The sequence below is a fragment of the Chitinophaga sp. 22308 genome, assembly GCF_052045305.1.
Classification (GTDB): domain Bacteria; phylum Bacteroidota; class Bacteroidia; order Chitinophagales; family Chitinophagaceae; genus Chitinophaga; species Chitinophaga varians_A.
This window is the reverse complement of sequence record NZ_JBQEOP010000001.1, coordinates 1,167,997-1,193,956: the sequence shown is the minus strand read 5'-3', so window position 1 is coordinate 1,193,956 and position 25,960 is coordinate 1,167,997. Positions and strand designations below refer to the sequence as shown.

General features: G+C 49.9%; 24 protein-coding genes. 17 read left to right on the top strand and 7 right to left on the bottom strand.

Annotated elements, in window-relative coordinates; translation table 11 throughout:
- Positions 1-54: 54 nt before the first annotated feature.
- Genes ACTJJS_RS04920 through ACTJJS_RS04900 form a run of 5 tightly spaced genes read left to right on the top strand, consistent with a single transcriptional unit; the run spans position 55 to position 2,393 of the window.
- Entirely contained in the window at positions 55-696 is a 642-nt protein-coding gene (locus tag ACTJJS_RS04920) for a hypothetical protein (protein ID WP_440662682.1), read from the top strand.
- Positions 662-1,396 (top strand): RNA ligase family protein, encoded by a 735-nt coding sequence (locus tag ACTJJS_RS04915; protein ID WP_440662680.1) that lies wholly within the window; start codon positions 662-664, stop codon positions 1,394-1,396. The genes ACTJJS_RS04920 and ACTJJS_RS04915 overlap by 35 nt, the downstream gene beginning before the upstream one ends.
- Positions 1,397-1,407: 11 nt before the next feature.
- Positions 1,408-1,620 (top strand): hypothetical protein, encoded by a 213-nt coding sequence (locus ACTJJS_RS04910; protein ID WP_440662679.1) that lies wholly within the window; start codon positions 1,408-1,410, stop codon positions 1,618-1,620.
- Positions 1,621-1,634: 14 nt separating this feature from the next.
- The gene (locus ACTJJS_RS04905) at positions 1,635-2,087 is read left to right on the top strand and encodes a hypothetical protein (protein ID WP_440662678.1); all 453 of its coding nucleotides are present in this window, start codon (positions 1,635-1,637) and stop codon (positions 2,085-2,087) included.
- Between the two features lie 24 nt (positions 2,088-2,111).
- Positions 2,112-2,393, top strand: a complete 282-nt coding sequence (locus tag ACTJJS_RS04900) for an excisionase family DNA-binding protein (RefSeq protein ID WP_440662677.1) — start codon at positions 2,112-2,114, stop codon at positions 2,391-2,393.
- Here ACTJJS_RS04900 and ACTJJS_RS04895 read toward each other — a convergent pair.
- The gene (locus tag ACTJJS_RS04895; RefSeq protein ID WP_440662676.1) at positions 2,388-3,593 is read right to left on the bottom strand and encodes a tyrosine-type recombinase/integrase; all 1,206 of its coding nucleotides are present in this window, start codon (positions 3,591-3,593) and stop codon (positions 2,388-2,390) included. The genes ACTJJS_RS04900 and ACTJJS_RS04895 overlap by 6 nt on opposite strands.
- A gap of 279 nt (positions 3,594-3,872) precedes the next feature.
- Here ACTJJS_RS04895 and ACTJJS_RS04890 point away from each other — a divergent pair, with 279 nt between their 5' ends.
- Complete coding sequence (locus tag ACTJJS_RS04890) at positions 3,873-4,472, top strand: RBBP9/YdeN family alpha/beta hydrolase (RefSeq protein ID WP_440662674.1); 600 nt, start codon at positions 3,873-3,875, stop codon at positions 4,470-4,472.
- Between the two features lie 154 nt (positions 4,473-4,626).
- A complete protein-coding gene (locus ACTJJS_RS04885) occupies positions 4,627-6,465 on the top strand; it encodes an alkaline phosphatase (RefSeq protein ID WP_440662672.1) in 1,839 nt (612 codons plus the stop codon).
- Positions 6,466-6,531: 66 nt separating this feature from the next.
- Here the strand turns inward: ACTJJS_RS04885 and ACTJJS_RS04880 are convergent, their stop codons facing one another.
- A complete protein-coding gene (locus ACTJJS_RS04880; RefSeq protein ID WP_440662671.1) occupies positions 6,532-7,167 on the bottom strand; it encodes an NUDIX hydrolase in 636 nt (211 codons plus the stop codon).
- Positions 7,168-7,233: 66 nt separating this feature from the next.
- The gene (locus tag ACTJJS_RS04875) at positions 7,234-7,887 is read right to left on the bottom strand and encodes an HAD family hydrolase (protein ID WP_440662669.1); all 654 of its coding nucleotides are present in this window, start codon (positions 7,885-7,887) and stop codon (positions 7,234-7,236) included.
- Positions 7,888-7,963: 76 nt separating this feature from the next.
- On the opposite strand from ACTJJS_RS04875, the gene ACTJJS_RS04870 reads away from it, so the two are divergent.
- The 3 genes from ACTJJS_RS04870 (at position 7,964) to ACTJJS_RS04860 (ending at position 10,727) form a co-directional block, all read left to right on the top strand.
- On the top strand, positions 7,964-8,959 hold the full coding sequence (locus ACTJJS_RS04870) for a YncE family protein (RefSeq protein WP_440662667.1): 996 nt from the start codon (positions 7,964-7,966) through the stop codon (positions 8,957-8,959).
- A 101-nt stretch (positions 8,960-9,060) separates the two neighbouring features.
- A complete protein-coding gene (locus tag ACTJJS_RS04865) occupies positions 9,061-9,861 on the top strand; it encodes an alpha/beta fold hydrolase (protein WP_440662665.1) in 801 nt (266 codons plus the stop codon).
- A gap of 26 nt (positions 9,862-9,887) precedes the next feature.
- The gene (locus tag ACTJJS_RS04860; RefSeq protein ID WP_440662664.1) at positions 9,888-10,727 is read left to right on the top strand and encodes a hypothetical protein; all 840 of its coding nucleotides are present in this window, start codon (positions 9,888-9,890) and stop codon (positions 10,725-10,727) included.
- Between the two features lie 4 nt (positions 10,728-10,731).
- Here ACTJJS_RS04860 and ACTJJS_RS04855 read toward each other — a convergent pair whose 3' ends face one another.
- Genes ACTJJS_RS04855 through ACTJJS_RS04840 form a run of 4 tightly spaced genes read right to left on the bottom strand, consistent with a single transcriptional unit; the run spans position 10,732 to position 15,819 of the window.
- Positions 10,732-11,835, bottom strand: coding sequence for a sensor histidine kinase (locus ACTJJS_RS04855; protein WP_168868995.1), 1,104 nt, complete (start codon positions 11,833-11,835; stop codon positions 10,732-10,734).
- On the bottom strand, positions 11,825-12,412 hold the full coding sequence (locus ACTJJS_RS04850; protein ID WP_440662662.1) for a chemotaxis protein CheB: 588 nt from the start codon (positions 12,410-12,412) through the stop codon (positions 11,825-11,827). The genes ACTJJS_RS04855 and ACTJJS_RS04850 overlap by 11 nt, the downstream gene beginning before the upstream one ends.
- 3 nt (positions 12,413-12,415) lie before the next feature.
- Entirely contained in the window at positions 12,416-13,237 is an 822-nt protein-coding gene (locus tag ACTJJS_RS04845; protein WP_168868996.1) for a CheR family methyltransferase, read from the bottom strand.
- Between the two features lie 23 nt (positions 13,238-13,260).
- Positions 13,261-15,819 carry a response regulator gene (locus ACTJJS_RS04840; protein ID WP_440662661.1) on the bottom strand — a complete coding sequence of 853 codons (2,559 nt, stop codon included), beginning with the start codon at positions 15,817-15,819 and terminating at the stop codon, positions 13,261-13,263.
- A 134-nt stretch (positions 15,820-15,953) separates the two neighbouring features.
- Between ACTJJS_RS04840 and ACTJJS_RS04835 the strand changes: the two genes are divergently transcribed.
- The 7 genes from ACTJJS_RS04835 (at position 15,954) to ACTJJS_RS04805 (ending at position 25,958) form a co-directional block, all read left to right on the top strand.
- A complete protein-coding gene (locus tag ACTJJS_RS04835) occupies positions 15,954-16,325 on the top strand; it encodes a response regulator transcription factor (RefSeq protein ID WP_168868998.1) in 372 nt (123 codons plus the stop codon).
- 2 nt (positions 16,326-16,327) lie between these two features.
- The gene (locus tag ACTJJS_RS04830; RefSeq protein ID WP_440662660.1) at positions 16,328-17,545 is read left to right on the top strand and encodes a HEAT repeat domain-containing protein; all 1,218 of its coding nucleotides are present in this window, start codon (positions 16,328-16,330) and stop codon (positions 17,543-17,545) included.
- The gene (locus ACTJJS_RS04825) at positions 17,545-18,972 is read left to right on the top strand and encodes a glycosyltransferase family 2 protein (RefSeq protein WP_440662659.1); all 1,428 of its coding nucleotides are present in this window, start codon (positions 17,545-17,547) and stop codon (positions 18,970-18,972) included. Before ACTJJS_RS04830 ends, ACTJJS_RS04825 begins: the two co-directional genes overlap by 1 nt.
- A 12-nt stretch (positions 18,973-18,984) precedes the next feature.
- Complete coding sequence (locus ACTJJS_RS04820; protein WP_440662657.1) at positions 18,985-20,490, top strand: glycosyltransferase family 2 protein; 1,506 nt, start codon at positions 18,985-18,987, stop codon at positions 20,488-20,490.
- Between the two features lie 6 nt (positions 20,491-20,496).
- Positions 20,497-23,355, top strand: coding sequence for a tetratricopeptide repeat protein (locus ACTJJS_RS04815; RefSeq protein WP_440662655.1), 2,859 nt, complete (start codon positions 20,497-20,499; stop codon positions 23,353-23,355).
- Positions 23,356-23,562: 207 nt separating this feature from the next.
- Positions 23,563-24,177, top strand: a complete 615-nt coding sequence (locus ACTJJS_RS04810; protein ID WP_440662654.1) for a TetR/AcrR family transcriptional regulator — start codon at positions 23,563-23,565, stop codon at positions 24,175-24,177.
- Between the two features lie 272 nt (positions 24,178-24,449).
- Entirely contained in the window at positions 24,450-25,958 is a 1,509-nt protein-coding gene (locus ACTJJS_RS04805) for a TolC family protein (protein ID WP_440662652.1), read from the top strand.
- Positions 25,959-25,960 lie beyond the last annotated feature (2 nt).

Below are 25,960 nucleotides of genomic sequence, written 5' to 3'. Positions count from 1 at the left end.
AATGTTGATTTCGGCACCTACGCAAATCAGATTTGGGTTCATGCGCCCGCCCATATGCCAAAAGAAAACGGGTATTGCATTGACCGGTGTATCGCAGAAGAGATAATGGCACTTTGGATGCTGGGGATTAAAACCACGGGGTGCTGCTGCGGGCATAACACAGACGCCGCATTTATAGGGGTTGACTTTGGAGACATACAAAGGATGAAGGAAATGGGATACGTCCCAATTCATAACCCCCACCGACCCGGCGACGAAGATTCATTTTTACCAATGGGCGCAAAACACGCGGAGACTATTCTCTTAAAATACCTTGGGATGGATACGACCCCTTTGGAGCAAAGGGATAACGAACCTCAAGACATCAGGAGAGAGAGCCTAACACTACACATCCAAAACCACCAACTCCGGGAGCAGATAGCCCGACAAGAGGAACAAATTAAAACCCTGCTGGTTCAGGTAGCAGAAAATGGGACGAAAGAGGCAATAGCATTTGGTAAATGGCTGGAACATACTGATAATGGTACAATCCACTTTAACCCCCATACGAAAAAGGAATCGCCATCCATAGGCTTTTCCCCATACGATTGCTTTACTGAGTGCCTTATGGATGTCAAATCTTTATACAATAAATACAAACAAATAGAAGGAGGAAGAGAAAATGAAGAAGGAGAACAATCAAACAAACCCCAATAAGCCGCTTGGAGGGAGGGCTTACGGATCTATCCCCCATTTGCCAGGAAGCCGACTTGGTCCCGGAGACCACCATATCAGCGAAGGACAAGCTCTAATTGCCACTGTTAAAAAGAGAGATAAGCATGACCAGATCTATGTTCAGGAGAAACTGGACGGTAGTAACGTGGCTATTGCCAAAGTGAATGGGCAAATACTGGCACTGACGCGAGCCGGGTATCTGGCCAGCACCTCTCCCTTTGAACAGCACCATCACTTCTCACGTTTCGTTTCAAGCGATGAGCGCATATGGGCGTCTATTTTAAAAAATGGAGAACGTATTTGCGGAGAATGGATTGCCCAGGCGCACGGCACCCGTTATGGCCTGTCTCACCACCCCATGGCACAATTCGTTGCTTTCGATCTATTCCGAAATGGGAAAAGGCTGATGTATAATGATTTCATCAGCCGGGTATCATATAATATTCCCACACCATCGACCTACCGGAAGGATGATTTCGGCGCCGTATCAATCGCCGAAGCGCAAAGGTTCTTTGGACCTACCGGACATCATGGCGCGTTAGATGAAATTGAAGGCTACATCTGGCGAGTGGAACGCCACGGTGAAGTGGACTTCCTTACTAAATACGTCCGGCCTGACAAGATAGATGGTAAGTACCTACCGGAGAACAATGGTACCGGTCAACCAATTTGGAACAATTAAAACAGTGCAGAATGAAGAAGGAGAAAGAACAACCGGTAATCCACCAGTTCGGTGATTACTTCGCCGCTAAGAAGGCTGCAAGTGAATATTTCCTGGAAAAGCGCAACCACGACTGCGGCACTGTGATAGACGAGAAGCGAGAGACAAAGGAGGGATTATTTATATCATTCCGGTCCGCGCAGGATGAAACATTCCGGGAGAGATACCAGGTATTAATAAAATAGCAAAACTCTGTGTGATGAAGGAAGAACGTGCAGAACTGAAAGCAGAACTCAACCAACTTTTAGATCAGCGGCACCGGATAACAAACCGCATCGAGCAGATACGCAAACAGCTCGACTTCAAGGCGACAGAACTAACCGTAAGCCAACATGCGGTTGATCGATACCGGGAGCGCATAATGGATATCCCTCCCACCGCCGCCAGGAAGATCCTAAATGATCCCCAACTATTGGAGAAACACAAGCGATACGGAGAGGGCACCTATGTCCTATCAAATTATCCTAATGTCCTGTGTGTAGTCTCAAACTGGACTGTGGTCACCTGTTACAACCGGTACGCGCCGGAAGAGAAACTCAAATCTCTTGGCCGGTACATGGACTACTACATTGACAAACTATGCCACCGTGTGGATAATCCGGGCATCCCGATCAAAAAGTTCAAACAGTTTAGAAAAGACTATTATAAATAACCCCGTGAGGGAGAAAATGTGGAAATGATGGAAACAATTCAAATTACAGGAATATCGATGCAAGAATTGCAGGCGATGTTGAAGGAGTCAACCATATCAGCTGTAAAACAGGTTCTTGAAGAGCAGAAAAAGCCATCTGAATGGGAAGATATTTCAATTCAAAAGGCAGCTGAAGAGATGAACTGCAGCACTCGAACTATCAAGCGACGAATGAAAGAGCTGAACATCAAGGGGTATAAAGTAGGTAAAACAATCCTTATCCAGCGGAAGGATTTGAAAAAGTTTAAAACAGCAGCGGGGCTATGACCCCGCTGGCTTTTTGAAAGCCGGGTCATTTAATATTTCTTCAGCGTTCATTTCAAGCTCTATTTTTATATACCGGAAGAAGCTTTCCTCAGATTCATGACCAGTTATTGGCATGATCTCCCTGGGCTGCCTCCGAAGGTCTTTATACATCCATGTGGCAAAGAATCGACGCATTGTATGCGGGGTAAACAGCTCCCATCGGTTGTACTGTACTTCTTTTTTTATGCCCCCTTCCGTATAGACTATCAACTTAGTGCCAATTATTCCGGCCTCCTTGCAGATATTGGGAAGATATCTTGCGAGGTGCTGCCGGCAACTAACAGGGATCTTACCGTCATACTTGGTATATATCTCCTTCGCAATCCAGTGGCATGGGATAACGACCCTCTTTCCTCCCTTTTGGGTAAACACCTCAAATACATCACCGCAAAGCTTGTAATCATTTATCTTCTGCAAATCCCTCACACGGAGAGCTAAAAAGCACCCATATACGAAAAAGTCACGCGCCCGCTCCATGCCCGGCATCTCGAACTTATGATTATATATTGCCAAAATTTCATCATATGTTGGCGCAAGCGCGTCGCTGGTCTCCTGGGCGACCGTAAAATCCCTGTTATCCTGCACGTCATTCTGATGATACCCTTTGCGCTTGGCGTACCTTAGAAATATTTGCAAGTTATTTATAATATCATATATGGAATTTTGTGCATAATCCTTTTGAACTAACCATGATATTAAATTCTTCACGGAATCGATGGTCATGGAATAGCTAAGCCTAAAGTTGCTTTCTGGGTCAGCTGCACATTCCTGCCAACGCTGGCACATCCTTTCATACTGTGCAATGCTTTGGGATGAATACCTGGCCTTGGACTTTTTCTTCAGCAGCTTGCCGTCTCTCATGTCCTTTATCATCTCGGCATGGTCCTTGGCCAAATCCCTCTCCCCCTTTTTAGCTTTCCCAGGTTTTAGCTTCGTATTAAGATATCTTTCGAAGTCAGCCTTTATAATATCATCACCCATCAAGACAAACTTTGCAATATAGTCATTTGCAAGTTTCTTAATGTTTTGTAACTTGGCTGCGGAATTAGGGCTATCATCTTGCGCTTTAATTGAAGTGGGATATCTTAGGCGGCCATCTGAACAATGATAACTGATAAATAGGTATTTATTGGCAACAATGGTAGTACACTCTCCCTTCATTTTATGTCAAAATTTATGTCGAAAGTTAGTCTTTTTATGTCAGTTTTTGTCCAAACAACAGCAATTTATTTTCACATAAGAAACAATAAAACTCAATATAGTGGCCACATTTAGGACACAGTTTAACTTTTTATGGACCTGAGTGCCATAACGTGGAATTTTAGCGATAAAGGTCGAATTCTTTCGACCTTTTTTCTTTTGGGGAAGGTATAACCGGGGTGGCTATACGTATACTTTTTTTGCGCACGTTTTCCCATTTGCCGGATATTTCCGGAAATCATGCAAAAGCACTATCTTCAGCGACCAACTTCAACACTTCACAACCGTTTTGTCATGGAAATAAAAGTATTGACTGCGCCGGGGCTTGGCAGCTCTGGTCCTTTGCACTGGCAGACACTCTGGGAGCAGTCCATACCGGGCACCCGGCGGATAGAGCAGCATTCATGGGACCGGCCTGTTTGCAGTGACTGGGTGGCGGCCATTGAAGCTGCCGTGGCAGAAGCTGGTCCGCAGGTGGTCATTGCAGCGCACAGCCTTGCCTGTATAGCGCTGGCGCACTGGGCGGCGCAAACGCGGTTGCATATCACCGGCGCTCTGCTGGTAGCTCCCGCCGATGCGGAAAGGCCGGAATTTCCGCCGGAAGCCACCGGCTTCACGCCTGTTCCTTTACTGGAGCTGCCCTTCCGCAGCATTGTAGTGGCCAGCACCAATGATGAATATTGCAGCATTACCCGTGCTTCTTTCCTGGCTTCACAGTGGGGCAGCCGGTTTGTCAATGCCGGTCCCAAAGGGCATATCAACGCCAGTTCCGGCCTCGGTGAATGGCTGGAAGGACAGCGGCTGCTGAAAGAACTGGTACAAAACTGGCCTACCCTATAGCCCGTTTTTTTATCTGCAACTCCTAAATCGATTTTCTACAGGGAATCAAGGAGGACAATTAACATAAACATAAAACAGGGAGCCCTACATGAACCCATCCAGCAACTACCTTTGCCCCTTCGTTTTCATAGTTAAGCCGTTAAAATTCAGACAATTGAAAAAAATCATTCTCTTATGCACCGCGTGGTTGTCGGTTAACACCTACGCCCAAACGAAAACCTACACCCTGGCCAACGCCCATTCCCATAACGATTACGAACGTAAAACACCTTTCTACCAGGCAGCCGCCCTGCAGTTTGGTTATATAGAAGCAGACATCCATCTGAAAGACGGTGAGCTGTATGTGGCCCATGACACCCGGGACATCCGGCCCAACCGGACTTTCAAAGCATTATACCTGGAGCCGGTGCTCCGGCAGTTTGCCCTCAACGACGGCAAAGCCTATGTTGACGGCACCCCGCTGCGGCTGCTGGTAGACCTCAAAACTGCCGGCGTGCCTACGTTACAGGCTTTGCAAACATTACTGCTGCCTTACCGCCAGTACTTTGATCCGTCCGTAAATCCCAATGCGGTGCAGGTGATTCTTTCCGGAAACATTCCGCCGGTAAGCGCCTGGTCAGATTTCGACAAACTCTTTTTCTTTGACGGCCGTCCCGACAGCACCTACCCTGCTGCCGTAAAACAGCGCGTGGCGCTCGTCAGCACCGACTTCCACCTGTACAGCAAATGGAATGGCAAAGGCACTTTCCTGCCGGCAGAACTGGAAAAAGTAAAAGCGGTGATCTCCCAGGTCCACCAGCAGGGCTTTCCTTTCCGTTTCTGGGGCGCCCCTTCCGCCAAAACATGTTATTACAAACTGATGGACCTGGGCGCTGATGTAATTGGCACCGACTATCCCGAAGAACTGGCAGACGTACTTAAAAACACGGCCCACACCAGCACCGGCAATCTGCCCGTACATCCGGTGTATACGCCGACATACGCCTCCGACGCCACCCGTGTGAAATCCAAAAACGTTATCCTGTTCATAGGTGACGGTACCGGTCTGGCCGAGATGTTTGCCGGCTACACCGCCAACAAGGGCGATCTGAACCTGTTCCGCATGCGGCAGCTGGGCTTGTCCAAAACAGCTTCCACCGATAACTATCATACAGATTCCGCCGCAGGCGCCACCGCTCTGAGCTCCGGTTCCAAAACCAACAACCGGGAAATAGGGATGGACAATACCTACCATGCCATCCCGGTATTGCCAGAGATACTGGCCGCCAAAGGTATTCCCAGCGGCGTTATTGTGACCGAAGAAATTACCGGCGCCACGCCGGCAGGCTTCTATGGGCACACCGCTGACCGTGACAACACACAGGTGCTTCATCAGCAATTGATCAGCAGCAAGCTGCAGCTGGCCGTTGGCGGCGGCAAAGAAGATTTTGCCCGCGATGTAAAGGGAGACCTGCGCCAAACACTTGCCCAGTCCGGCATCCGTTTCTATGACGATCTCAATGCCTGGGACGCCACCACGCAAGGCCGTACCCTCGTTATCCTTTCTGACAAAACCGTTACCTCCATGCGCGATGGCCGTGGCCCCTATCTTAAAGACGCCCTTAAAAAAGCCTTGCAGCAGCTCAACGCTTCCGGCAAAGGTTTCTTCCTGATGGTGGAAGGCTCCCGCATAGACCATGGCGGCCATCATAACGATCTCGACTACCTCGTGCGGGAAATGCTGGACTTCGACGATACCATCGGTGAAGCGCTGCGTTTTGCTGATAAGGACAAACAGACCACCATCATTGTTACCGCAGACCATGAAACCGGCGGCCTGGCCCTGATGGACGGCAGCATCGCCAATGGTACGCTGCGCGGGCATTTCGCTACCAACGACCATACCGGCATACCTGTGATGGTTTTTGCGTATGGCCCTAACAGCCAGGAGTTTCAGGGGGTGTATGAGAACAATGAAATTTTCAGGAAGATATTAAAAGCGATGAAACCATAACCGATCCTCTGAATAACAAAAAACAGCAGCCACCGACGTGTTGTCGGTGGCTGTTCCTTTTTATCGCTATAGCTTGTAATAAAATGCGCCACGCTTAGAACTCAGTTTTTCCTTGTCCGGTTGTTTCACCAGCAGGCCGGTGGAGAGCATTTTACGGCTGAAGTTCCGTTTATCGAAAGCGTGCCCGTGTACTGTTTCGTACAGGAGTTGCAGTTGCGGGATGGTGAATTTCGGCGGCAGCAGCCTGAACAACAGCGGAACGGCAGACGACTGACAACGGATATATTGCAATGCCGCTTCCAGTATATGCCGCTGGGCCGCCGGCAGCGATGGCAGCTCGTGAAACGAGTGCCATTGCGGGTGACCGTTATGCAGCGGAAACAGCTTCTCCCTGCGGATATACATCAGTGAAAAAAATGCGACAGCTGCTTTGCGTTCTCCGGCAGTACGTTTGGAAGGACCAAAAACACCCAGTTGTTCCCGGTGTATTTTTTCATGGCCGGTCAGTGTTTGCTGGATACGGGCGGCAGTCTGATCGAAATTTTCGGAAGACTGAAGGCTATCGCCGGGCAGGCCCCACCTGCTTTTCAGGGGTTCGTCGCCATGCTTCACCAGTAACAGTTTCAGGTCCTGACCATCGAAACCGAAGATAATGTTTACCACCGTCACCAGCATAGAAGACCACCCGGTATGATGTTTCATAACAGTTTAACAGTTGACAGCAGCAATTTATGTCACCGGGATGATATTAAAAAAATATTTAGTGGGTTATGCCGTCAGCAGCTGCTGTAGCACGGGATCATTATAATCAGACACGAAAGCCCGTATATTGGAATAGCCGGCAAATTCTTCCCGTGTATGCATGGTCGTTAATGCGATAGCTTCCATCCCTGCGTTCAGTGCAGCTTCCACCCCTTTAGGCGCGTCTTCAAAAACGATGCAATCTGCCGGTGCAGCCTGTAGAGCCGTCGCACATTTCAGGAATACTTCCGGATTGGGTTTGCTGGTTGTTACATCTTCCGCGCTGACGATAGCTTTGAAAAAATCGTGCAGCTGCAGGTTGTCCAGCACATAGCTGATGTTGAAACGGTTGGCGGCCGAACCGATGGCCATGGGAATACCTTTGGCGGCCGCTTCGCGGAGAAATACGGGCAAACCGGTTATCAGTTCCAGGTGCGGACGGAAAGCCTCCTGGTACAGCACTTCTTTCTGATGGGCGATGTCCAGCATTTCCTGCATGGTAAAACGCTCTTTTCCGAAAATGCGCATCAGCAGTTCTTCATTTTTACCATACATATGGCCTCTTACTTCTTCCCTGGTCATATTGGCGCCCAGTTTGTTTAACATGCTGTGCCAGCCGTCCAGGTGAAATTCCATGTCGTTGATCATGGTCCCGTTGAGATCGAAAATAAACGCTTTCATGGCCGCAAAGATAATATATCCGCCTACAGTTTCTCTCCAGAATTAAGATGGAGTTTTGGAGACAAAAGCTCCTATTATGAAAAAACTATTGTTGCCGGTTTTGCTGTTCACTGTTATATCAACGTCCGCGCAAACATCCACCTGGCATGTATCTGCCACCTATCCCGTAAAAGGCGACGGGAAATGGGATTATATCGCTGTCAGTCCGGTGACGCAACAGTTGTACGTTGCACACGGTACCGAGGTCAATATCCTGGACAAGGCTACCGGCGCTGAGGCCGGCGTGATCCCGCACACTACCGGCGTACACGGCATCGCCTTTGCCGTTCCGTTTGGAAAAGGATTCACCAGCAACGGCAAACTGAATACCGTTACGGTCTTTGACCTGCACAACAACCAGGTGCAGGGAGAAATACCTGTTGGCGGTAATCCCGACGCCATCCTGTTTGAGCCGTTTTCCGATAAAGTCATTACCTGTAACGGCGCCAGCAAAGACCTGAGCATCATCAATCCGAATACGCAGAAAGTGGTAGCCACCGTGCTTTTACAGGCGAGGCCGGAAACAGCTGTTTCCGACGGGAAAGGCCGGCTGTTTGTGAACCTGGAAGACAAAAGCCGTATTGCCGTAGTAAACATGGCTACTTTCAAAGTGGAAAAAGAGTGGCCGCTGGGCAAAGGGGAAGCACCTACCGGGCTGGCCATTGACACCGTGCATCACCGGCTTTTCGCCGGTTGCGACAACAAGCTGATGATCGTGCTGGACGAGCATGACGGCCGGACCATCGCTACGCTGCCTATCGGTGATGGTTGTGACGGCGTAGCTTTTGACGCTGCCGGACAACTGGTGTTTGCCTCCAACGGAGAAGGCAACTTGTCCGTATACCACCAGGAGACAGCCGACAAGTATAAGCTGGTGGCCCACGTTCCCACCGCCAAAGGCGCCAAAACGCTGACCGTTGACCCGCTGACGCACACTGTATTTTTGCCCGTGGCCGATCGCCAGGCTGCCGGCGCCGACGGTAAAGCCGCCATCGCCCCCGGCACCTTCCGGGTACTGGCCATAAGTAAATAGTTCCGAACGGAACTATTTACTTATATTTGAAAACGTTACAGACCATTGTTATGAAAGCTGCTGCCGAAAGGTATCGCAACAGTTAAAGCGCTATTTGAAACATGGACCTCAGCAAGAAACATAATATCCATTTTGCCGGTAACCCTCAAGCCGGTAAAACACTTGTCTTCGGACACGGCTTTGGCATCGACCAACAGTCTTTTTCCCAAATCGTTCCCGCTTTTGAACAGGACTACCGTATTGTACTGTACGATAATGCAGGCGGTGGGAAATCAGACCTTTCTTCGTATAGCTATGAGCGTTATGAAACACTGGAAGGTTATGTGACAGATCTGACGGACATCATGGCCTTTGCGCAGGGCAGCCATACCACTTTTATCGGTCACTCAGTGAGTGGCATGGTAGGCATGATGGCCGCCAACAGACAACCGCATCTTTTCGATAAACTGGTATTGATAGGTTCCAGTCCGCGTTACCTCGACGACCAGGATACTTCCTATACCGGCGGTTTTGACGAAGCTGCGCTGAAGGCATTGTTTGAGGCGATGCAAACCAACTACGAAGCGTGGGTGATCGGCTTTTCGCCGATGGCCATGCGCAACGAAGACCGGCCGGAACTGGCCAGGCAGTTTGCCAGCTCCCTGCAGGCGTTGAGGCCGGACATCGCATTGGCCGTAGCAAGGGCTATCTTCCTGCTGGACCACCGGCCGGAGCTGCCTAAAGTATCAAAACCCACCTTGATAATACAGACAGCCAACGACATCGTGGTACCCGCAGTCGTCAGTGAATACATGGAACGGCATATCCCCGGCAGCAAAAGAATTAAAATAAACGCACAAGGCCATTTTCCGCAGATCAGCGCACCCAACGAAGTGATCGCTGCACTGCAGTCATTTGTATAGTTTATTCAGTATTTAATCTTTATACCGTGATCAAATGGGAGAGTAAAGCACTCGATTTTATCAACCAGACGAGCCGCTGGGACAAGGAAAAACATATATCCTCCTTTCTGGCGTTCAGTATTTCCCTGGTCAAAAACCTGCTGCAGGCAGATGTGGCGCTGCAACTGGAGTTTGAGCATGAACATTCCGCCAAGATAAAAAACGCTTCGCCGCATTTCCACAACGGGGCGGTGGTAAACCCAGACCCGGTACGGCAGCTGCTTTACCGCAATGCCTTCAAAACCATTTACTGGCCGGAGATTCCGTCAGACAATCCCCTGAAGGAGCAATTACAGGACCTTCATTGCGCCGTGATTATCCCGATCAATATAGAACCGCACAATAGCCTGCTACTGTTGGGATGGTCTGACCCGCAGACATTTGACCAGGGATTCCAGGACTGTATAGAAACCATCCGGCTGCGGCTAAGGGAGATACTCAGTCAAACACAGGAGCGGCTGTACTTTCAGGGCATTGCCGTCAGGTTTGCCGCTATCCTGCACAGCCTTCCCCACGCGGTAGTGTTTATCAACAATGACGGATACGCAGGCTGGGTAAACCAGAAGGCCGCAGATATCCTCGGGCTTGCGGGGCCCGGCGAACAGTTGCCCGCCATTCTCTCGGATGCCATGACATTGCTGCGTAACAAAGCGATGAATACAGAAGATATTTACAACACCGCCATACAGCTGTTTGCTTCACCGGAAAATACTATTGCCGACTGGGAATGGAAGCTGGAAGGCGATCCGCCCAGGACCTACCGGGTATCGTGCCTGCCGATAGCCTCTCAGCGTATCAGCGGCCGCCTTTGGATTTTTGAAGAGTGACCGGTCATATTTTTCGCCACAGGAAATAAAAAATGCTGCCTTGTCCGGGTTCCGACTTGGCCCATACCTTGCCACCCTGCTCTTCCACCAACATTTTAAAAATATTAAGGCCGATACCAGAGCCTTCTTCCTTACCATTGTAATCCAACCGCTCAAACAGGCGGAACACGCGCTCTGTGTCGCGCTGCTGCATGCCCGGACCGTTGTCCTTTACATAAAACTCGTAAAAATCGCCTTTGTCTGTGGCCCCTACGGCAATCAGCCCGTTGGCCTTATCGTTGTATTTGATGGCGTTGGAGATCAGATTCTGGAATATCCGTTGCAGTTTCAACCTGGGAGCTGTGATCACAGGCAATGTTCCGTCTGCCACAATGCAGATATTGGGCGGCGGGAACAGTAACTTTGAAATATCGGTGATCAGCAGGTTTATGTCTACCGTTTCTGTTGTTTCAGCGGTATCATTTTGCCGGGCATAGTCCAGTATAGCGGAGATCATTTCCGTGAGATGATTAGTGGCACTAAGCACCGTGCCCATCTGTTCCTTCATTTCCGGCGACTGCTGTACACAATCTTCTTCGCTGATCATGGACAGCAGGCTGATAGCGCCTGCCAGCGGCGATTTCAGATCATGTGCCACCATGTAGGTAAATCGTTCCAGTTGTTTGTTGATCTTGTCTTTCTCTGCCAATGCGTTTTTCAGTTCCTGCCGGGAGAAATATAGTTTTTCAAACACGTTGACCTTTGCGCGGGTGACGTTTACGTCGAGTGGTTTGGACAGGTAGTCTACCGCGCCGGCGGTAAACCCACGAATAACGTTTTGTTCTTCCTTATTGATAGCCGTGACGAATATGATGGAGATATCTCGGGTTTTGGGGTTGAGCTGTAGCAGGCGGGCCACTTCAAAGCCGTCCATTTCCGGCATTTGCACGTCCAGTAGTATGAGGCCGATATCGTTGTTGCGGAGCACTGTTTTCAGCGCTTCGTTACCCGACGTGGCGAGGTGAAAGCAACGGTTGTCCCCTTCCAGCATTCGTTGCAGGGAGATGAGGTTTTCCATTTTATCATCTACCAATAAAAGGGAAAAACTATTCGGGGAATCACTGGTCATGTTCTGCGCTCATTTTCAGTTCCGTTAAAAAATGTACCATATCCGTAAGACTCATTGCCTGTGCTTCCGGGCAAAGTTCGAGGGCTGCCAGCGGCATGGTGTCAAACAAGGCAGAGGCGGGGTCCTGTACAAAGCCCGTGCCTCCTGCCGCTATGATCCGTTGCATACCGGCTGCGCCGTCTTTACTGGCGCCGCTCAACAGGATGGCCAATGCCCGTGGTCCGTAAACTTCCGCCACGCTGGCGAAGCTTACATCGATGGAAGGCCGGCTGTAATGCAGCGGCTCAGCATAATCCAATGCAAAAGTACCTTCGTCTTCTATCAACAGGTGGTAATTCTGTGGTGCGAGGTATATCCGGCGGGACAATACCGGTTGTTTATCTTCCGGCTCAATGATGGGCGCCTTAAGCGACAGCAGCCGGTCCAGATCACTGGGCACATTTTTCAGCCGGTGTACAATGATCATCATCGTGCAATCGATGGATGCCGGTAATTGCTCCAACAGTTCAGCCAGCACCGGCAGGCTGCCGGCAGAGCCGCCAATGGCTATCATGTCGTATGGAGATGTTACCTGCAAGATTTAGCTTTTACGTCTGAAAATTTTATGGACAGCGCTTAACGTTTCAAACCGGCTGCTTTCTCCGGAAAACATCATCGATTCTTTTAGTCCCAGCGTCAGATACCCCAGGGGCGCCAGGCTGTCATAAAATAACCGCAGCACACGGTCCTGTAACTGTTTATTAAAATAGATGAACACATTCCGGCAACAGATCAACTGAAACTCATTAAACACCTGATCTGTGACAAGGTTGTGTTGAAAGAAAACAATATTGCGGCGCAGGGCCGGATCGATCAAAGCATATTCCTCGTTTGCCGTATAATAGCCGGAAAAATCTTCCAGTCCGCCTGACTGCAGATAGTTCTGGGTATAATCTTTCATGTATTTCAGGGGGATGAGGGCCATTTCCGCCTTGTGGAGACTGACGGCATTAAGATCTGTGGCGTAAATGCGGCAGCGGTCCAGCAGACCGGCTTCCTGTAAAAGGATGATCATGGAAAACACTTCTTCACCCGTAGCGCAGCCGGCATGCCATATTTTAATGGTAGGATAAGTGGCCAGTCGCGGCAGCACCATTTCCCGGAGTGTTTTATAGAACAGCGGGTCCCGGAACATTTCCGTTACATTAACGGTGATGAACTGCGTCATGCGCTCAAAGAAAGCTGCATCCTGCTGCAACTTGTCTGACAGCTCTGTCACCTCTTCAATATAGGCATGTCCCATAAAGCGCTGGAAGCGGCGCTTCAGGGAAGCGCGCGCGTAATCGCTGAAGTCGTAGCCATATTGGCAGTGAATGACGTCCACCAGCGTTTCCAGTTCCTCATTACTGATTTCTTTTATCATAGGTATCGGTGTTGTTTATCAGTTCAGGATAACCATACATGCAGCAATGACAATAGTTTGATACCGTCAACCGGTTTAGCAATGTAGTCTGACGCCCCCGCGTCGAGGCAATGCTGCCGGTCGCCCGGCATGGCTTTGGCCGTGATCGCGATGACCGGCAATTGTACCAGTCTCCGGTCGTTCCTGATATGCCGGATAGCCTCGAAGCCGTCCATTTCCGGCATCATCATATCCATCAGGACCAGGTCCACGCTATGATGACGGTCTAATACAGAGAGCGCCTCTCTTCCGTCTGCGGCCGTCAGTACGCAAACGCCCTGTTCTTCCAGCAGTGCGCTCATGGAAAATACATTGCGCATATCGTCATCTACCAGCAGCACCCGTTTTCCGGCGAGTATATTCTTAGCGGCGGGACCATGGGGACGGGACACTTCCTCCATCTGCGTGCTGTTATTGAGTAATCGTTCCAGCTCATCGGTCAGGCGATCTGTCGGAAATGGGGTTTTACGTATAATAGCAGCCACCTGTTTTCTGATCTGTTGTTCTTCGGAAGCTGAGATATCCTGGTCGATATATACAATAACAGGCGTAGAGGGCGTAGTGTTCATTTGTTGTAAGGTAATGAGGGCCGCCTTACCTGCTTCAGGGTGGCAGCCCATGTCCAAAATGATGCAGCCGTATTTTCCGGCGGCCATCAAATTCGCTGCCACGGCCATATTGGCCGCTACGTCATAATAAACGTTCGGTTTCCTTCCGATAAATATTTCTGTTCCGATGACCAATATTTTTTGCCCGCCGGGGAACAGGTGACGGCCGTCATCATTTTGTTCAGCCGGAAGTTGTACTGTTGCATCGTATAAACTCCGTATCATATCATTCCGGAGCGGCTGCTCCGCGTTCAGCGGCAGTATTACAGTAAACGTGCTGCCTTGCGGACTGCTGGCTTCGAGATGAATGGCCCCTTTCAGTAACAACATCAGTTCCCTGCTAATGGACAGCCCCAGGCCCGTACCACCGTATTTCCGGGTAGTGGCCCCATCGCCCTGATGAAAAGCATCAAAGATCAGCTGTTGTTTCTCAGGCGGGATGCCCGGTCCGGTGTCTGTAACGCTGATACAGAGCGCATTTTCAGGCAGCAGGTACCAGGAGAGGCTGATATGTCCACCGACTGGCGTAAACTTAAAAGCATTAGACAACAGATTACGTAACACCTGTTCCAACCGTAGCCTGTCGGTAGTAATGACCGCCGGTACGTTGACAGTAACTTCGGTGGTGTATTGTATTTGTTTTTCCTGGGCCACCACTCCAAACAAATTGTTCAGGTCCTCGATAATAGCTGCAATACGCACCGGCTCGGGCGTGAGCTCCACTTTACCGGCTTCTATTTTGGAGAGATCAAGAATATCATTGATCAGCCGCAGCAGGTCTGAACCTGACTTATGCATGATCGCTGCATATTCCACCTGTCGGGGAAACAGGTTACCTTCCTTGTTTTCCTCCAGCATTTTAGCCAGTATCAGCACGCTGTTAAGCGGAGTACGCAGTTCATGCGACATATTGGCCAGAAATTCGGATTTATAACGACTGTTGGCTTCCAGTTCCACAGCTTTGAGAGAAAGGGCCTGACGGGCAGTTTCGAGTTCGGTATTTTTCATGACCATTTCAGCATTGACCTGCCTCAGTTCCTCTTCCTGCACACGCAGCTCTTCTTCAGACGCCTGCAGGAATTCGGACTGCCGGCTCAGCCCTTCGTTGGACTGGCGCAGTTCTTTCTGCTGACAGTACAGCGCTTGTTTCTGTTCCTGTACCTCCCGCAGGAGGACCAGCACTTTTTCCCGCTCGCGTGCAGCATGCAGCGCCACGGCCACATCACCGGACACCAGTTCGAGCAGCTGTAACTGAAGCGGGGTAACCTGTTTGGCGGTAACGAGTTCAAGTACCCCGATCAACTCATCTCCCATTAACAGCGGAACGAATACCAGCATATTGGGAGATATCCGGGCGCCCGCGGCCACCTTACTCCGGTAGTTGACAGGCAGCTGGCTGATGATCCGTATATCCCTGCCGGTAGCCGCATCGCCGGTAAGCCCTTCACCCGGCGCCAACTGCACCGGTATGTTCGCCGGCAGATGAATACTGCTGCACAAGCGAAGCAACACTTCATCCTTTTCATACTGGTACAGTGCACCTGCCGTGAAACCAGCGCTCTCTGTGAATGACAGCAAACATTTATATGCCAGGCTTTCCGGCTTATGAATGCCAAGCAGGTTTTCTTTCATATCGTTCAGCCTACTGAGCAGCCAGTTACGGTCATTGTATTCCCTGTTGAGCGTCACTACTTCTTCCAGTTTGCTGTTGATTTTTTTCCGGACCAGCTGTCCATAATAAAACTCTTTATAAAAAAAATACATCAGCACACAACCAATACATATGATAATAGCAGTATTCAACGGAAGCATTAATCCGGTCATGCGTGAACGTTGCGGGAAAGGCCACCAGGAAAGAATGCCGCCCAGCAGCATGAGCAGGGTAACAGCAGCCAGGCCGAGGTACAATCTTTTTGCAGGAGATAGTTTCATCATACCTGAATAACAACGTGCTGTCCCGTTAGGTTGTAGCAACGCACATACGACAACAAATCATTAACATATATCCATGAAACAATGTATGGTTTACTTTGTTAGAATGGTTGTTAACGCCCGAAAGGAGGCCGTCTATGAAGAAGATTTTATTAATAGAAGATGACGAGATCATGCCCAAAATCGTGGCTCGTATCCTCCCTTCCACCGAGTACAGGCTTGAACATGCGTCCAATGGAAAAGAAGCCCTGCAGAAACTGGAAGAGAACAGTTACGCCTATGATCTGATTATTACAGACATCATGATGCCATATGCCAACGGCTTTGAGATTCTAAGTAAGATAAAGCACAGGGACCATCCCATCCCGGTCATTATCATTTCCAACGCAGGCAATGAAGATATGATCATGGAAGGGTTCAAGCTGGGTGCAGATGACTTTTTAAAAAAGCCTATACTCCCTGCTGAACTGCTGATCAGGGTCAAAAAATTATTAATGAAGAATAGTTAGTCATGTCACAGATTGACAACCCCAAACTTTCCGCTTTTGTGGAAACAGCTTCCTCATACCTGGAAACAGCTTCCACATCTGTGAAAACAGCTGTCCGGTTTATGGAAACCACCTTCCTGAACGCCCCGCTCACCATCCAGATAGCGATGGTGTTCATCATCATTGCCATTGTTACCACAATGCTGGCCTATATCTCTATACTGCGCAACCGTTACCGGGGATACCGGACTGACAGGAAGCTGGCGCGTTTGTGCCCGCGTATTGACAACCTGCTGATAGATGAAGTGCTGAGCCATCCGTCGGTACAGCAGCATATTCCACCAGATGAAATACAACTCAACATCGCCCCTTTTGAACAACTGCCACTACACCGCAGATGGGCACGGCAGGCCCTCACCAGCCGCATTATCCACTTTCGCCGCAACGTGCGGGGCAATATCGCGCAACTGTTGCGCAACCTGTACATGCAGCTGGACCTGGACAACGACACCATTAAAAAACTGAAGTCACGGCACTGGGATAAAAAGGTACAGGCCCTTACCGAGCTCACCAGTCTTGATATGTTCATCTCTGACGTCACCATTCTGCCGATGACCAATGACCGCAACCGGGAGCTGCGTGCGGCCGCGCGGCACGCCTATATTAAGCTGAGCAAAAACGAACCGTTCAAGTTCTTCGACATAGCGAAGGAGCCGCTGCTGATGTGGGACCAGGTAGAGCTGTTCCGCACCATTACCAGCACAGAAAATATTGCCATTCCCAATTTCGCACGATGGATCACCTATTCCGGCAACAAGAGTGTGATCTCTTTCTGCCTGAAGCTGGTGGTGCATTACAACCAACATAACGCCGTCCCCGCAATTCTCCGGCTGCTGGACACTAAAGACCACTATCTGCGCGCAGACGCCATCAACTGTCTGGGCAAGTTGCGCGCCCGTATCGCAGAAGACAAGCTGGTAGGGCTATACAGCCATCAGCCCATTCCCTGCCAGATAGAAATACTCAAAGCGCTGGGCCGTATCGGCAGCGGGGAACATGTTGAATTTCTGAAAACAGAATTCCTGCATGCCACGGATTTTGATTTGCGCAAACACGCCGCCAAGTCGCTGGTGAAAAACCAATGGGTGAGCGATCAGCCCGGTGACGAGCTGGTTTCTTCCGTTACCCCGGAAAACCTGCGGATACTAAGACATTGTATGAACCCCTTAATCAAGTACTGATGCAAAGCATTGCAGACGTTATCAGCCATGTTTACCAAAGCACCATCTTCCTGTACGGGCTGGTACTGTTGCTGGTATATGCCATGCTGGCGTTGTTTTCCATGCTGGCCGTACGGCAGTATGCCCGCAAAAACAACGACTACCAGCTGGACGTGCTGGCCGGTTCCGGTATCGTTCCCGGCATCACTGTACTGGCGCCGGCATACAATGAAGGCCCCACCATTATCGATAACGTCCGTTCGTTGCTGACGCTGAATTATCCCCGCTTCGAGATCGTCGTCATCAACGACGGCAGCACAGATGATACGCTGGAGCAGCTTATCCGGGAGTTCAGCTTGCAGGAAGTTGATTTTGCCTATCATATAAAACTGAAAACACAGCCGGTCAAACGGGTGTATAAGTCCGCCGACCCGGCCTATTCCACCCTTGTGGTGCTGGACAAGGTGAACGGCAAAAGCAAGGCCGATGCTTCCAACGCCGGCATCAACGCCGCCTCTTTCGATTATTTCCTTTGCACGGACGTAGACTGTGTATTGGATAAAAACACACTTTTAGAGCTGATACGCCCGGTATTGCAGGAAGAGAAAAAACGTGTGATTGCCACCGGCGCCACGCTACGTATCGGTAACTCCTGCGAGTTCGACGAAGGCGTGATGGTACGCATGCGGCCACCGCGACAGCTGCTGCCGCGGTTCCAGGAAGTGGAATATATCCGCTCCTTTGTGCTGGGCAAAATGGGCTGGAGTTATATCAACTGTGTGCCCAATGTTTCAGGCGGGCTGGGACTGTTTGACAAAGAAGTAGCCATACGCTGCGGCGGTTATGACCATACCTCCTTCGGTGAAGACATGGAACTGATGAGCCGTATGTGCCGTTACGCCTATGACTATAACATTGATTACGCCATCCGCTATATTCCCAAAACCCTGTGCTGGACAGAGGCACCGAACACCCTGACCATATTCAAGCGGCAACGGATACGCTGGGCCAGAGGATTGGCGCAGCTGATACATGCCCACTTCCATATGTTCTTAAATCCGAAGTATGGCAAAATCGGCATGATCATCTTCCCCTATAACTTTTTCTTTGAGCTGCTGGGCCCGGTAGTGGAAATGACAGGGCTTATCATCTATTTGCTGATGGCCCTGCTGGGATATATACATTGGTACAATGCACTATGGCTGTTGTTGTTTGTATACACCTATTCCATTATGATCACTACCATTGCCATCCTGTGGGACCAGCTCACCTTCCGTTACTATAAGACCTGGAAGGAAGTGGTGTTTCTGTGTATGACCGCTTTCCTCGAGTTTGTTATATATCATCCCGTTATTGTGTTTTTCTCCCTACGGGGCTACTATTATTTCCTTACCGGCAAACAGGTATCGTGGGGAAATATGCAACGGCAGGGCTTTGGTAAAAAATAATTCAACGTGATCATGGAATCGCTCAAAGTATTGTTCAGCACAATGGTATTTATATACGGCGCCTTCATTTTATTGATGTATGGCGTGCTGGCCGTGCTCTCCTACCGGTCGATACAGCTGTTCCGGAAACACAGCAGTTTCACCGATTTTAACCAGTTGCTGGAATCGCCGCTGGCGCCGGGCATTTCGGTGATTGCGCCTGCTTTCAACGAAGGCCTGACCATTATCTCCAACGTACGGTCCTTACTAACGCTGAACTATACACGCTTTGAAGTGATTATTATCAATGACGGCAGTACAGACGACACGCTGGAGAAACTGATACGGGAGTACGAACTAACCGAAATTGAATTTGCGTATCACGAGAGAATCAAAACACAGGCCGTGCGGCGCTTTTTCAAGTCGGTCAATATTGCCTATGATAAATTGCTGGTCATTGATAAAATAAATGGCAAAAGCAAGGCCGATGCCTCCAACGCCGGTATTAACGCCGCCTCCTTTAATTATTTTCTGTGTACCGATGTAGATTCTGTTTTAGAGAAAGATACCTTGTTACGCATGGTAAAACCTTTTATGACAGAAGAGCTGCGACAGATCAAAGAAGTAGGCGACCCCTGTCCCGAGTGCGGACATGTGCATGTAAAAGAAGACAGTAAACGGGTAATTGCCACCGGCGCTACATTGCGTATTGCCAACTCCTGCGAAGTAGAAGCAGGCGAGATCCTTCGGGTGCGGCCGCCTGTAAACCCGCTGCCCCGCTTCCAGGAAATGGAGTATGTGCGGTCCTATGTGCTGGGAAAAGTAGGCTGGAGCATGATGAACAGCGTGCCCAATGTGTCCGGAGGCCTTGGCCTGTTTGACAAGGAAATAGCCATCAAGGCGGGCGGTTATGACAGCAAATCGTTTGCAGAAGATATGGACATCGTTACCCGAATGTCGGCCTATATGATGGACAACCATCAGCAGTATGCCATCCGGTATATTCCTACTACCCAGTGCTGGACAGAGGGACCGCCGAACATGGCTGTCTTTGGCCGGCAGCGCACCCGCTGGGGCCGCGGCCTTTCAGAGATCATGAACATGCACAGCCAGCTGATCTTCAACCCCCGTTATAAAAAGCTGGGCATGCTTGTATTGCCCTACAATCTCTTTTTTGAGTTTCTGGCCCCCATCATTGAGTGTGTGGGACTGATCGTATATCTCTACCTGATTTTCACCCACCAGGTATATTGGGTATATGCCACCATCCTGTTGGTGTTCGCCTATCTGTATTCGGTGATGATCACGACACTGGCTATCTGCTGGGACCAACTGACTTACCGTTATTACCGCAGCTGGCGGGAGGTAATGGGCTTAGCTCTGATGGCTTATCTGGAGCCCTTTATCTATCATCCGCTTATTATGTTTTTTGCCCTGCGCGGGTACTGGTTTTTTCTTACCGGCAAAAAAACGCCCTGGGGCAATATGCAACGGCAAGGCTTCGGTCAGCCAACAGCATCCCTTCCAAAATTTAAATGATGTATTATGACTGTCTTGAAATCCCTGATGTCTATGATGTTACTGTGCACGGCGCTGCAGCTGTCCGCACAGATCTTTCAGCATAAGGCCACACCGGAAGAGCTGTATAAGCAGGCCGTCCGGGAAGCCCGGCAACAGCATTACGATAAAGCCATTGAGCTGTCGCAGCAGGCGCTGTCCAGGCAGCCCGACTTTATTGACCAGCAGTTGCTTTTGGGAAAACTGTACCTGCAAACCAAACAGTATGACAACGCGCGCAAATATATCCAACAGGTGCTGACGAAGAATCCCCGGTACCGCGATGCGTACAGCTATGCCATCAACATTGAACTGTCCACCGGGCAATATGATGAAGCATTGCGCTACACCGAACAGGCATTAACCTATTTCCCTGGCAGCAAGGAACTGATGCTGAAAAAGCTCAGCATCCTGGACGCACAGCATAAAGTGATGCAGGCTGATAACTACGCCGGATTGATGTTTACCAAATACCCAACAGATACGGTTATACGAAAAGCTTACATAGAACACCACCTCATCAGTGGCCGCTATTATAAACAGACCGGTAATACCAATATGGCACGTAAAAGTTTTGACAGAGCGCTGGAAGCAGACCCGCTGAATGATGAAGCCAAAGAAGGCGGCCTGGCCGCTGATTTGAAGGGCAGCCGGTATGCCAGCGCGCTGGAGCAGGTCAACAGTGAATTATCTGTTAACCCCAACTCCTATAATCTGCTGATGCGCAAACTGGGCATCCTGCAAGACATGCACGCCTATACAGAAGCATTGTCTGTATTACAGGAAATCATCCGCAAATATCCCGGCGACAGCAAGGCCCGTTCCATGGAGAGTTCGCTGCGCATGGAAGCCGCACAGTACTATACTAACGCCGATCCCTACTCGTTGTACCAGTCGGTATATGAGCGGAGCCACAGTCGTGATGCGCTGGACAAACTGATCGGGCACAGCATGGCTCGTGGATCGCGGCAGGAAGCTATGGACTGGATCAACCAGGGGCTTCGCAGCAGTCCCAACGACCACCGTTTGCTGACGTTAAAAACCGATATGCTGGAAGAAGACAAAAAATACAGCGCCGCCGCGGAGCTGGCCACCAGGTTGTACCAGCAGTCGCCTAATCCGCAGCTGAAAGAACGGCTGGTGGGGCTGCAGCTGAACAGTGGCCGTGACTACCTGGCCGATCAGCAGTACGAGCAGGCGCACACAGCATTGGAGGCCGCCCGGAAACTGAGCCCCAATAATACCGCCGTGCTTGACCTGCTGGCCAATACCTACCTGTCGCAAAAAGACAGCAGCGCAGCTTTGGACATTCTCAGCCAGGCGTTAGCCTATGAACCGGACAACGAGCGGCTGAAGCTGAAGAAATCCAGTCTGCTGGCAGGCAGCGGCAGGCATGAAGAAGCCGCTACCCTGATGGCCGATCTGGCCACGCGCAATCCTGACGATCCTCGTTACAAAGCCAACCTGGCGGACATCCGCATGACCAATGCCAGGGCGCTGATGCAGTCAGAGGACTACGATCCGGCCAAACAACAGCTGGAACAGGTGCTAGCCCTGGAACCGACCAATAAGGACGCGCTGAACTATATGATCAACCTGCAAAGCGCCACCGGTCATCTGAACCGCGCGTTGGTGTATGCCAACAAGGCATTGGAGGCTTATCCTGATGACCGTGACCTGCTATTGAAAAAATCGTCCTTGTTGTATGACATGAAAGATTATGCCGGTTCTTCCGCCATCACACAAAAGCTGATGGACAAATACCCTTATACCGTTAAGTACAAAAATGCCTTTATGACCAGCCAGATGGCTGCCGGAAGGGCCTATCAGCAGCGCCAGCGGCATGACAGCGCACTCATAGCCTATAACAGCGTACTGGCGCTCAATCCGAAAGATACGCTGGCATTATTGTATTGCATTAATATCAACAATGAACAGCAGGATTATGATATTGCGCTGGCTTATGCCGGAGAGGCGCTGCATTATTATCCCCGTCATGAAACGTTTCTGCTGAAACGGGCCAATACGCTCGAAAATAAAAAAGACTATGTAGCCGCCGCGCTGGCGATGGATTCCGTAGTACAGCTGGACCCCAGCACGCCCAACAGGGATTACCTGTACATGCTCGAAAGCAAGACCCTGAAAAATCAGTTTGCCTTGTACTATCTGAATTCGTCCTATGATTTTTCCAGTAACAAGTACAATATCGCCACTGTAGAATACCGGCGTTATTTCAAAAGAGGGTCCTACGCTTTCCGGGTGAACTATGCCGGAAGGCAGACCGGCAACGGGATACAGGGAGAAGCAGAATTGTACTATACGCACCGGCCATCGTTGTATTCCTACGGACTGCTGGCTTATTCCAATTACGATGTGTTTCCGAAAGTGCGGGCAGCCTATTCTATTTTCAAGACTTTTCACAACCAGATAGAAGTAGAGCTGGGAGCACGTTACCTGAACCTTGACAGTTCCAACAGTTTCACCGGGGTGACCTCTGTAGCGCGGCCTTTCGGCGATTTCTGGGTGAATTTGCGGGCGTATTTTATCAGCGAGTCTTCCGACTTTTATACCGCCTTTAATCTGACCACGCGGTATTATATGAACAACCACCAGGATTTTGTGACGTTGATAGCGGGTATTGGTACTTCTCCTGATGACCGTAGCCGGTTGATACGGTTCCCTGAGCTTTCGGGCCTGCTGACACACAGCGTCGGCACCGGTTATCAGAAGGTGATCCGGTACCGTACCACCGTGGGACTTTTCGGTACGTGGATCAATCAGAAGATCACCAATACTGATTATCAGAACCAGTATGATATCTACCTGGTGTTTCAGCGGAAGTTTTAGATGCTGTTCCATTACCTGACATAGTTAATGGCTTGCACCTACCCAGGGAAATGCTAAGAGAGGCATGCTTGTCTATCTCCCTACATACAAAAGTAAAATATGTAGGAAGCTCATTTAAAATAGCTTACTGCCACTCAGAAAAAATTCCTGACTATTAATTTGGAAACTAAACACCGTTCAGTATATTTGCAGCGTAAACATTTTCACATGGGCATTGCAGAAAGAAAAGAGCGTGAACGGGCGGATATGCGCAGGCGCATTGTGGACGCGGCGATCAAGATGTTTGTGGAAGAGGGTTACGAGAAAGTATCTATCCGAAACATAGCAGACAGGATAGAATACAGCCCTGCCACTATTTACCTGTATTACAAAGACAAAGACGAGCTGTTATATGACGTGCAGAAGGAAGCTTTTGGCACGCTGTCAGAGCATTTTGCGCGTGACCTTACCGCGGCAGACCCGCTGGAGAGGCTGGAGCAGCTGGCATGGGCCTATGTTGGTTTTTACCGGCAGAACCCGGAGTTGTATGATTTGATGTTTATCATCAAAGCGCCCATGAATGCAGAGCATGAAAAAGAGAAATGGGAGAACGGCGATCCTGCATATGACGCATTGTACAACCTGGTAGCGGAATGTATCGAAAAGAAAAAAATACGTTTCAAAGACCCGACCATCGCTGCAATGTCTATCTGGGCTTTTGCGCACGGCCTGATCAGCCTGGACCTTCGTTCACGGCTGAAGGTATGCAGGTTGCCCGATAAAACGCTGAACGTAAGCATTGATGATTCCATCAGGGAATACCTGGACGTAATAAAGTATTGAGAACAGGAAAAGCGATGTGGGCAAAGAACGCTTGTCGTTGCTGAGGTGATGAATTCAACTAAGAACATCCCGATGATGAAGAAGGAAAAAGATCCGGACTGATAACGGCAAAAAAAACGGAACTGCAAGGAACTCACGCTGCTAACAGCAGCAGGTAAAAAGGCCCACGGGCCTTTTTAAAACACCGGCATTAAACACTGTTCAGTATATAAACATTGACAACAACGGCCCTCCGGGCTTATTTTTTTCAAGATAAATAAACACCGTTCATTATGTCAACAATCATCACAAAAGGAGCAATGTTAATACCATTGCTGGTCGCGGGATGGAGTGTGATGGCCCAATATGCGGGGAAAGGAATTTCTCCTCAAAACGCACTGGTAGCAGCCCCCGGTATGTCGTACCCGGCTGCCGGCGGCGCGGCAGTTCTCCCGGCGGCAAAGCCCGGCCATGACAGCAGCAGTGCCTACTCTGACCACGCCGCCGGTATTCTGGACGAATATATCCGGCAGGCATTCAGCAACAACAAAGGCCTCAAAGACCAGCGTTTTCAGCTCGACAAATCACTGGCAGCCCTGCAGGAGGCCAAAAGTCTCTTTGGACCCAACATAACGTTTATGGGCAACTACACCAAAGCCGGCGGCGGCCGTACTATCGATATGCCTATCGGCGACCTGCTGAACCCCGTGTATTCAAGCCTGAACCAGTTGACCAACAGTCATCAGTTTCCACAGGTAGACAATGTGTCCGTATTGCTGAACCCTGACAACTTCTATGATGCCAAATTCAGGACCAGCCTGCCATTGATCAATGCTGAGATCTACTACAACCAGAAAATCAAAAAGGAAGAGCTGACCCGGCAACAGGCGGCAGTCAACGTATACAAAAGGCAACTGGTACAAGACATCAAAACCGCCTACTTCCAGTATTATCAGGCATCCCAGGCAGTGGCCATTTACCGCAATGCCCTCTCGCTGATACAGGAAAGCATCCGTATCAATGAAAGCATGGTACGTAACGGTGTCCGTAACAATACCGCCCTATACCGCTCCCAGACCGAAAAGGAAAAAACAGATGCGGCTATCAGCAAGGCGCTTAACGAACAACAGAATGCGCGGGCATATTTCAACTTCCTGCTGAACCGCGACCTGAACGGGGACATCGCGCTGGACAGCAGCCTGCTGGCCAACCCACCTGCTCCCCTCGCCGGCAGCAATAATATCAGCGGAAGAGAAGAGCTGCAGCAATACAAAAGCGCCGCTACCGCGTACCGCCTAAACGAAAAATTGCAGAAAGCCTATATCATCCCGCGCCTGAGCACCTTCCTTGATCTCGGGTCACAGTCTACCGCCTTCCGTTTTGATGACAAGTCCCGCTACTATCTCTTCGGTGTAAACCTCGAATGGACCCTGTTTGGCTCTCATAAGTACAAATACCGCATTAAGCAGGCCACGCTGGACATACAGGCCATTGAGAACGCCACCGCACAAACGACAGACGCATTACAGCTACAGCTATACCAGGCCGGCAATAACTATCGCACCGCACTGCGTAACCTGACCACCGCAGAAAGCCAGTTGTCGTTCGCACAGCGTTACTACCGCGATCAGCTGAAAGTATACAAGGAAGGGCAACTGCTCTACATAGAACTGGTAGATGCGCAAAACCAGCTCACACAGGCACAGCTACAGATGGCGGTATCACAGGCCGCCGTACAAACGGCATACGCCGGTGTAGAACGTGCACAAGCCTCTTACAATATCGAATCCGTTCAACCATAAAA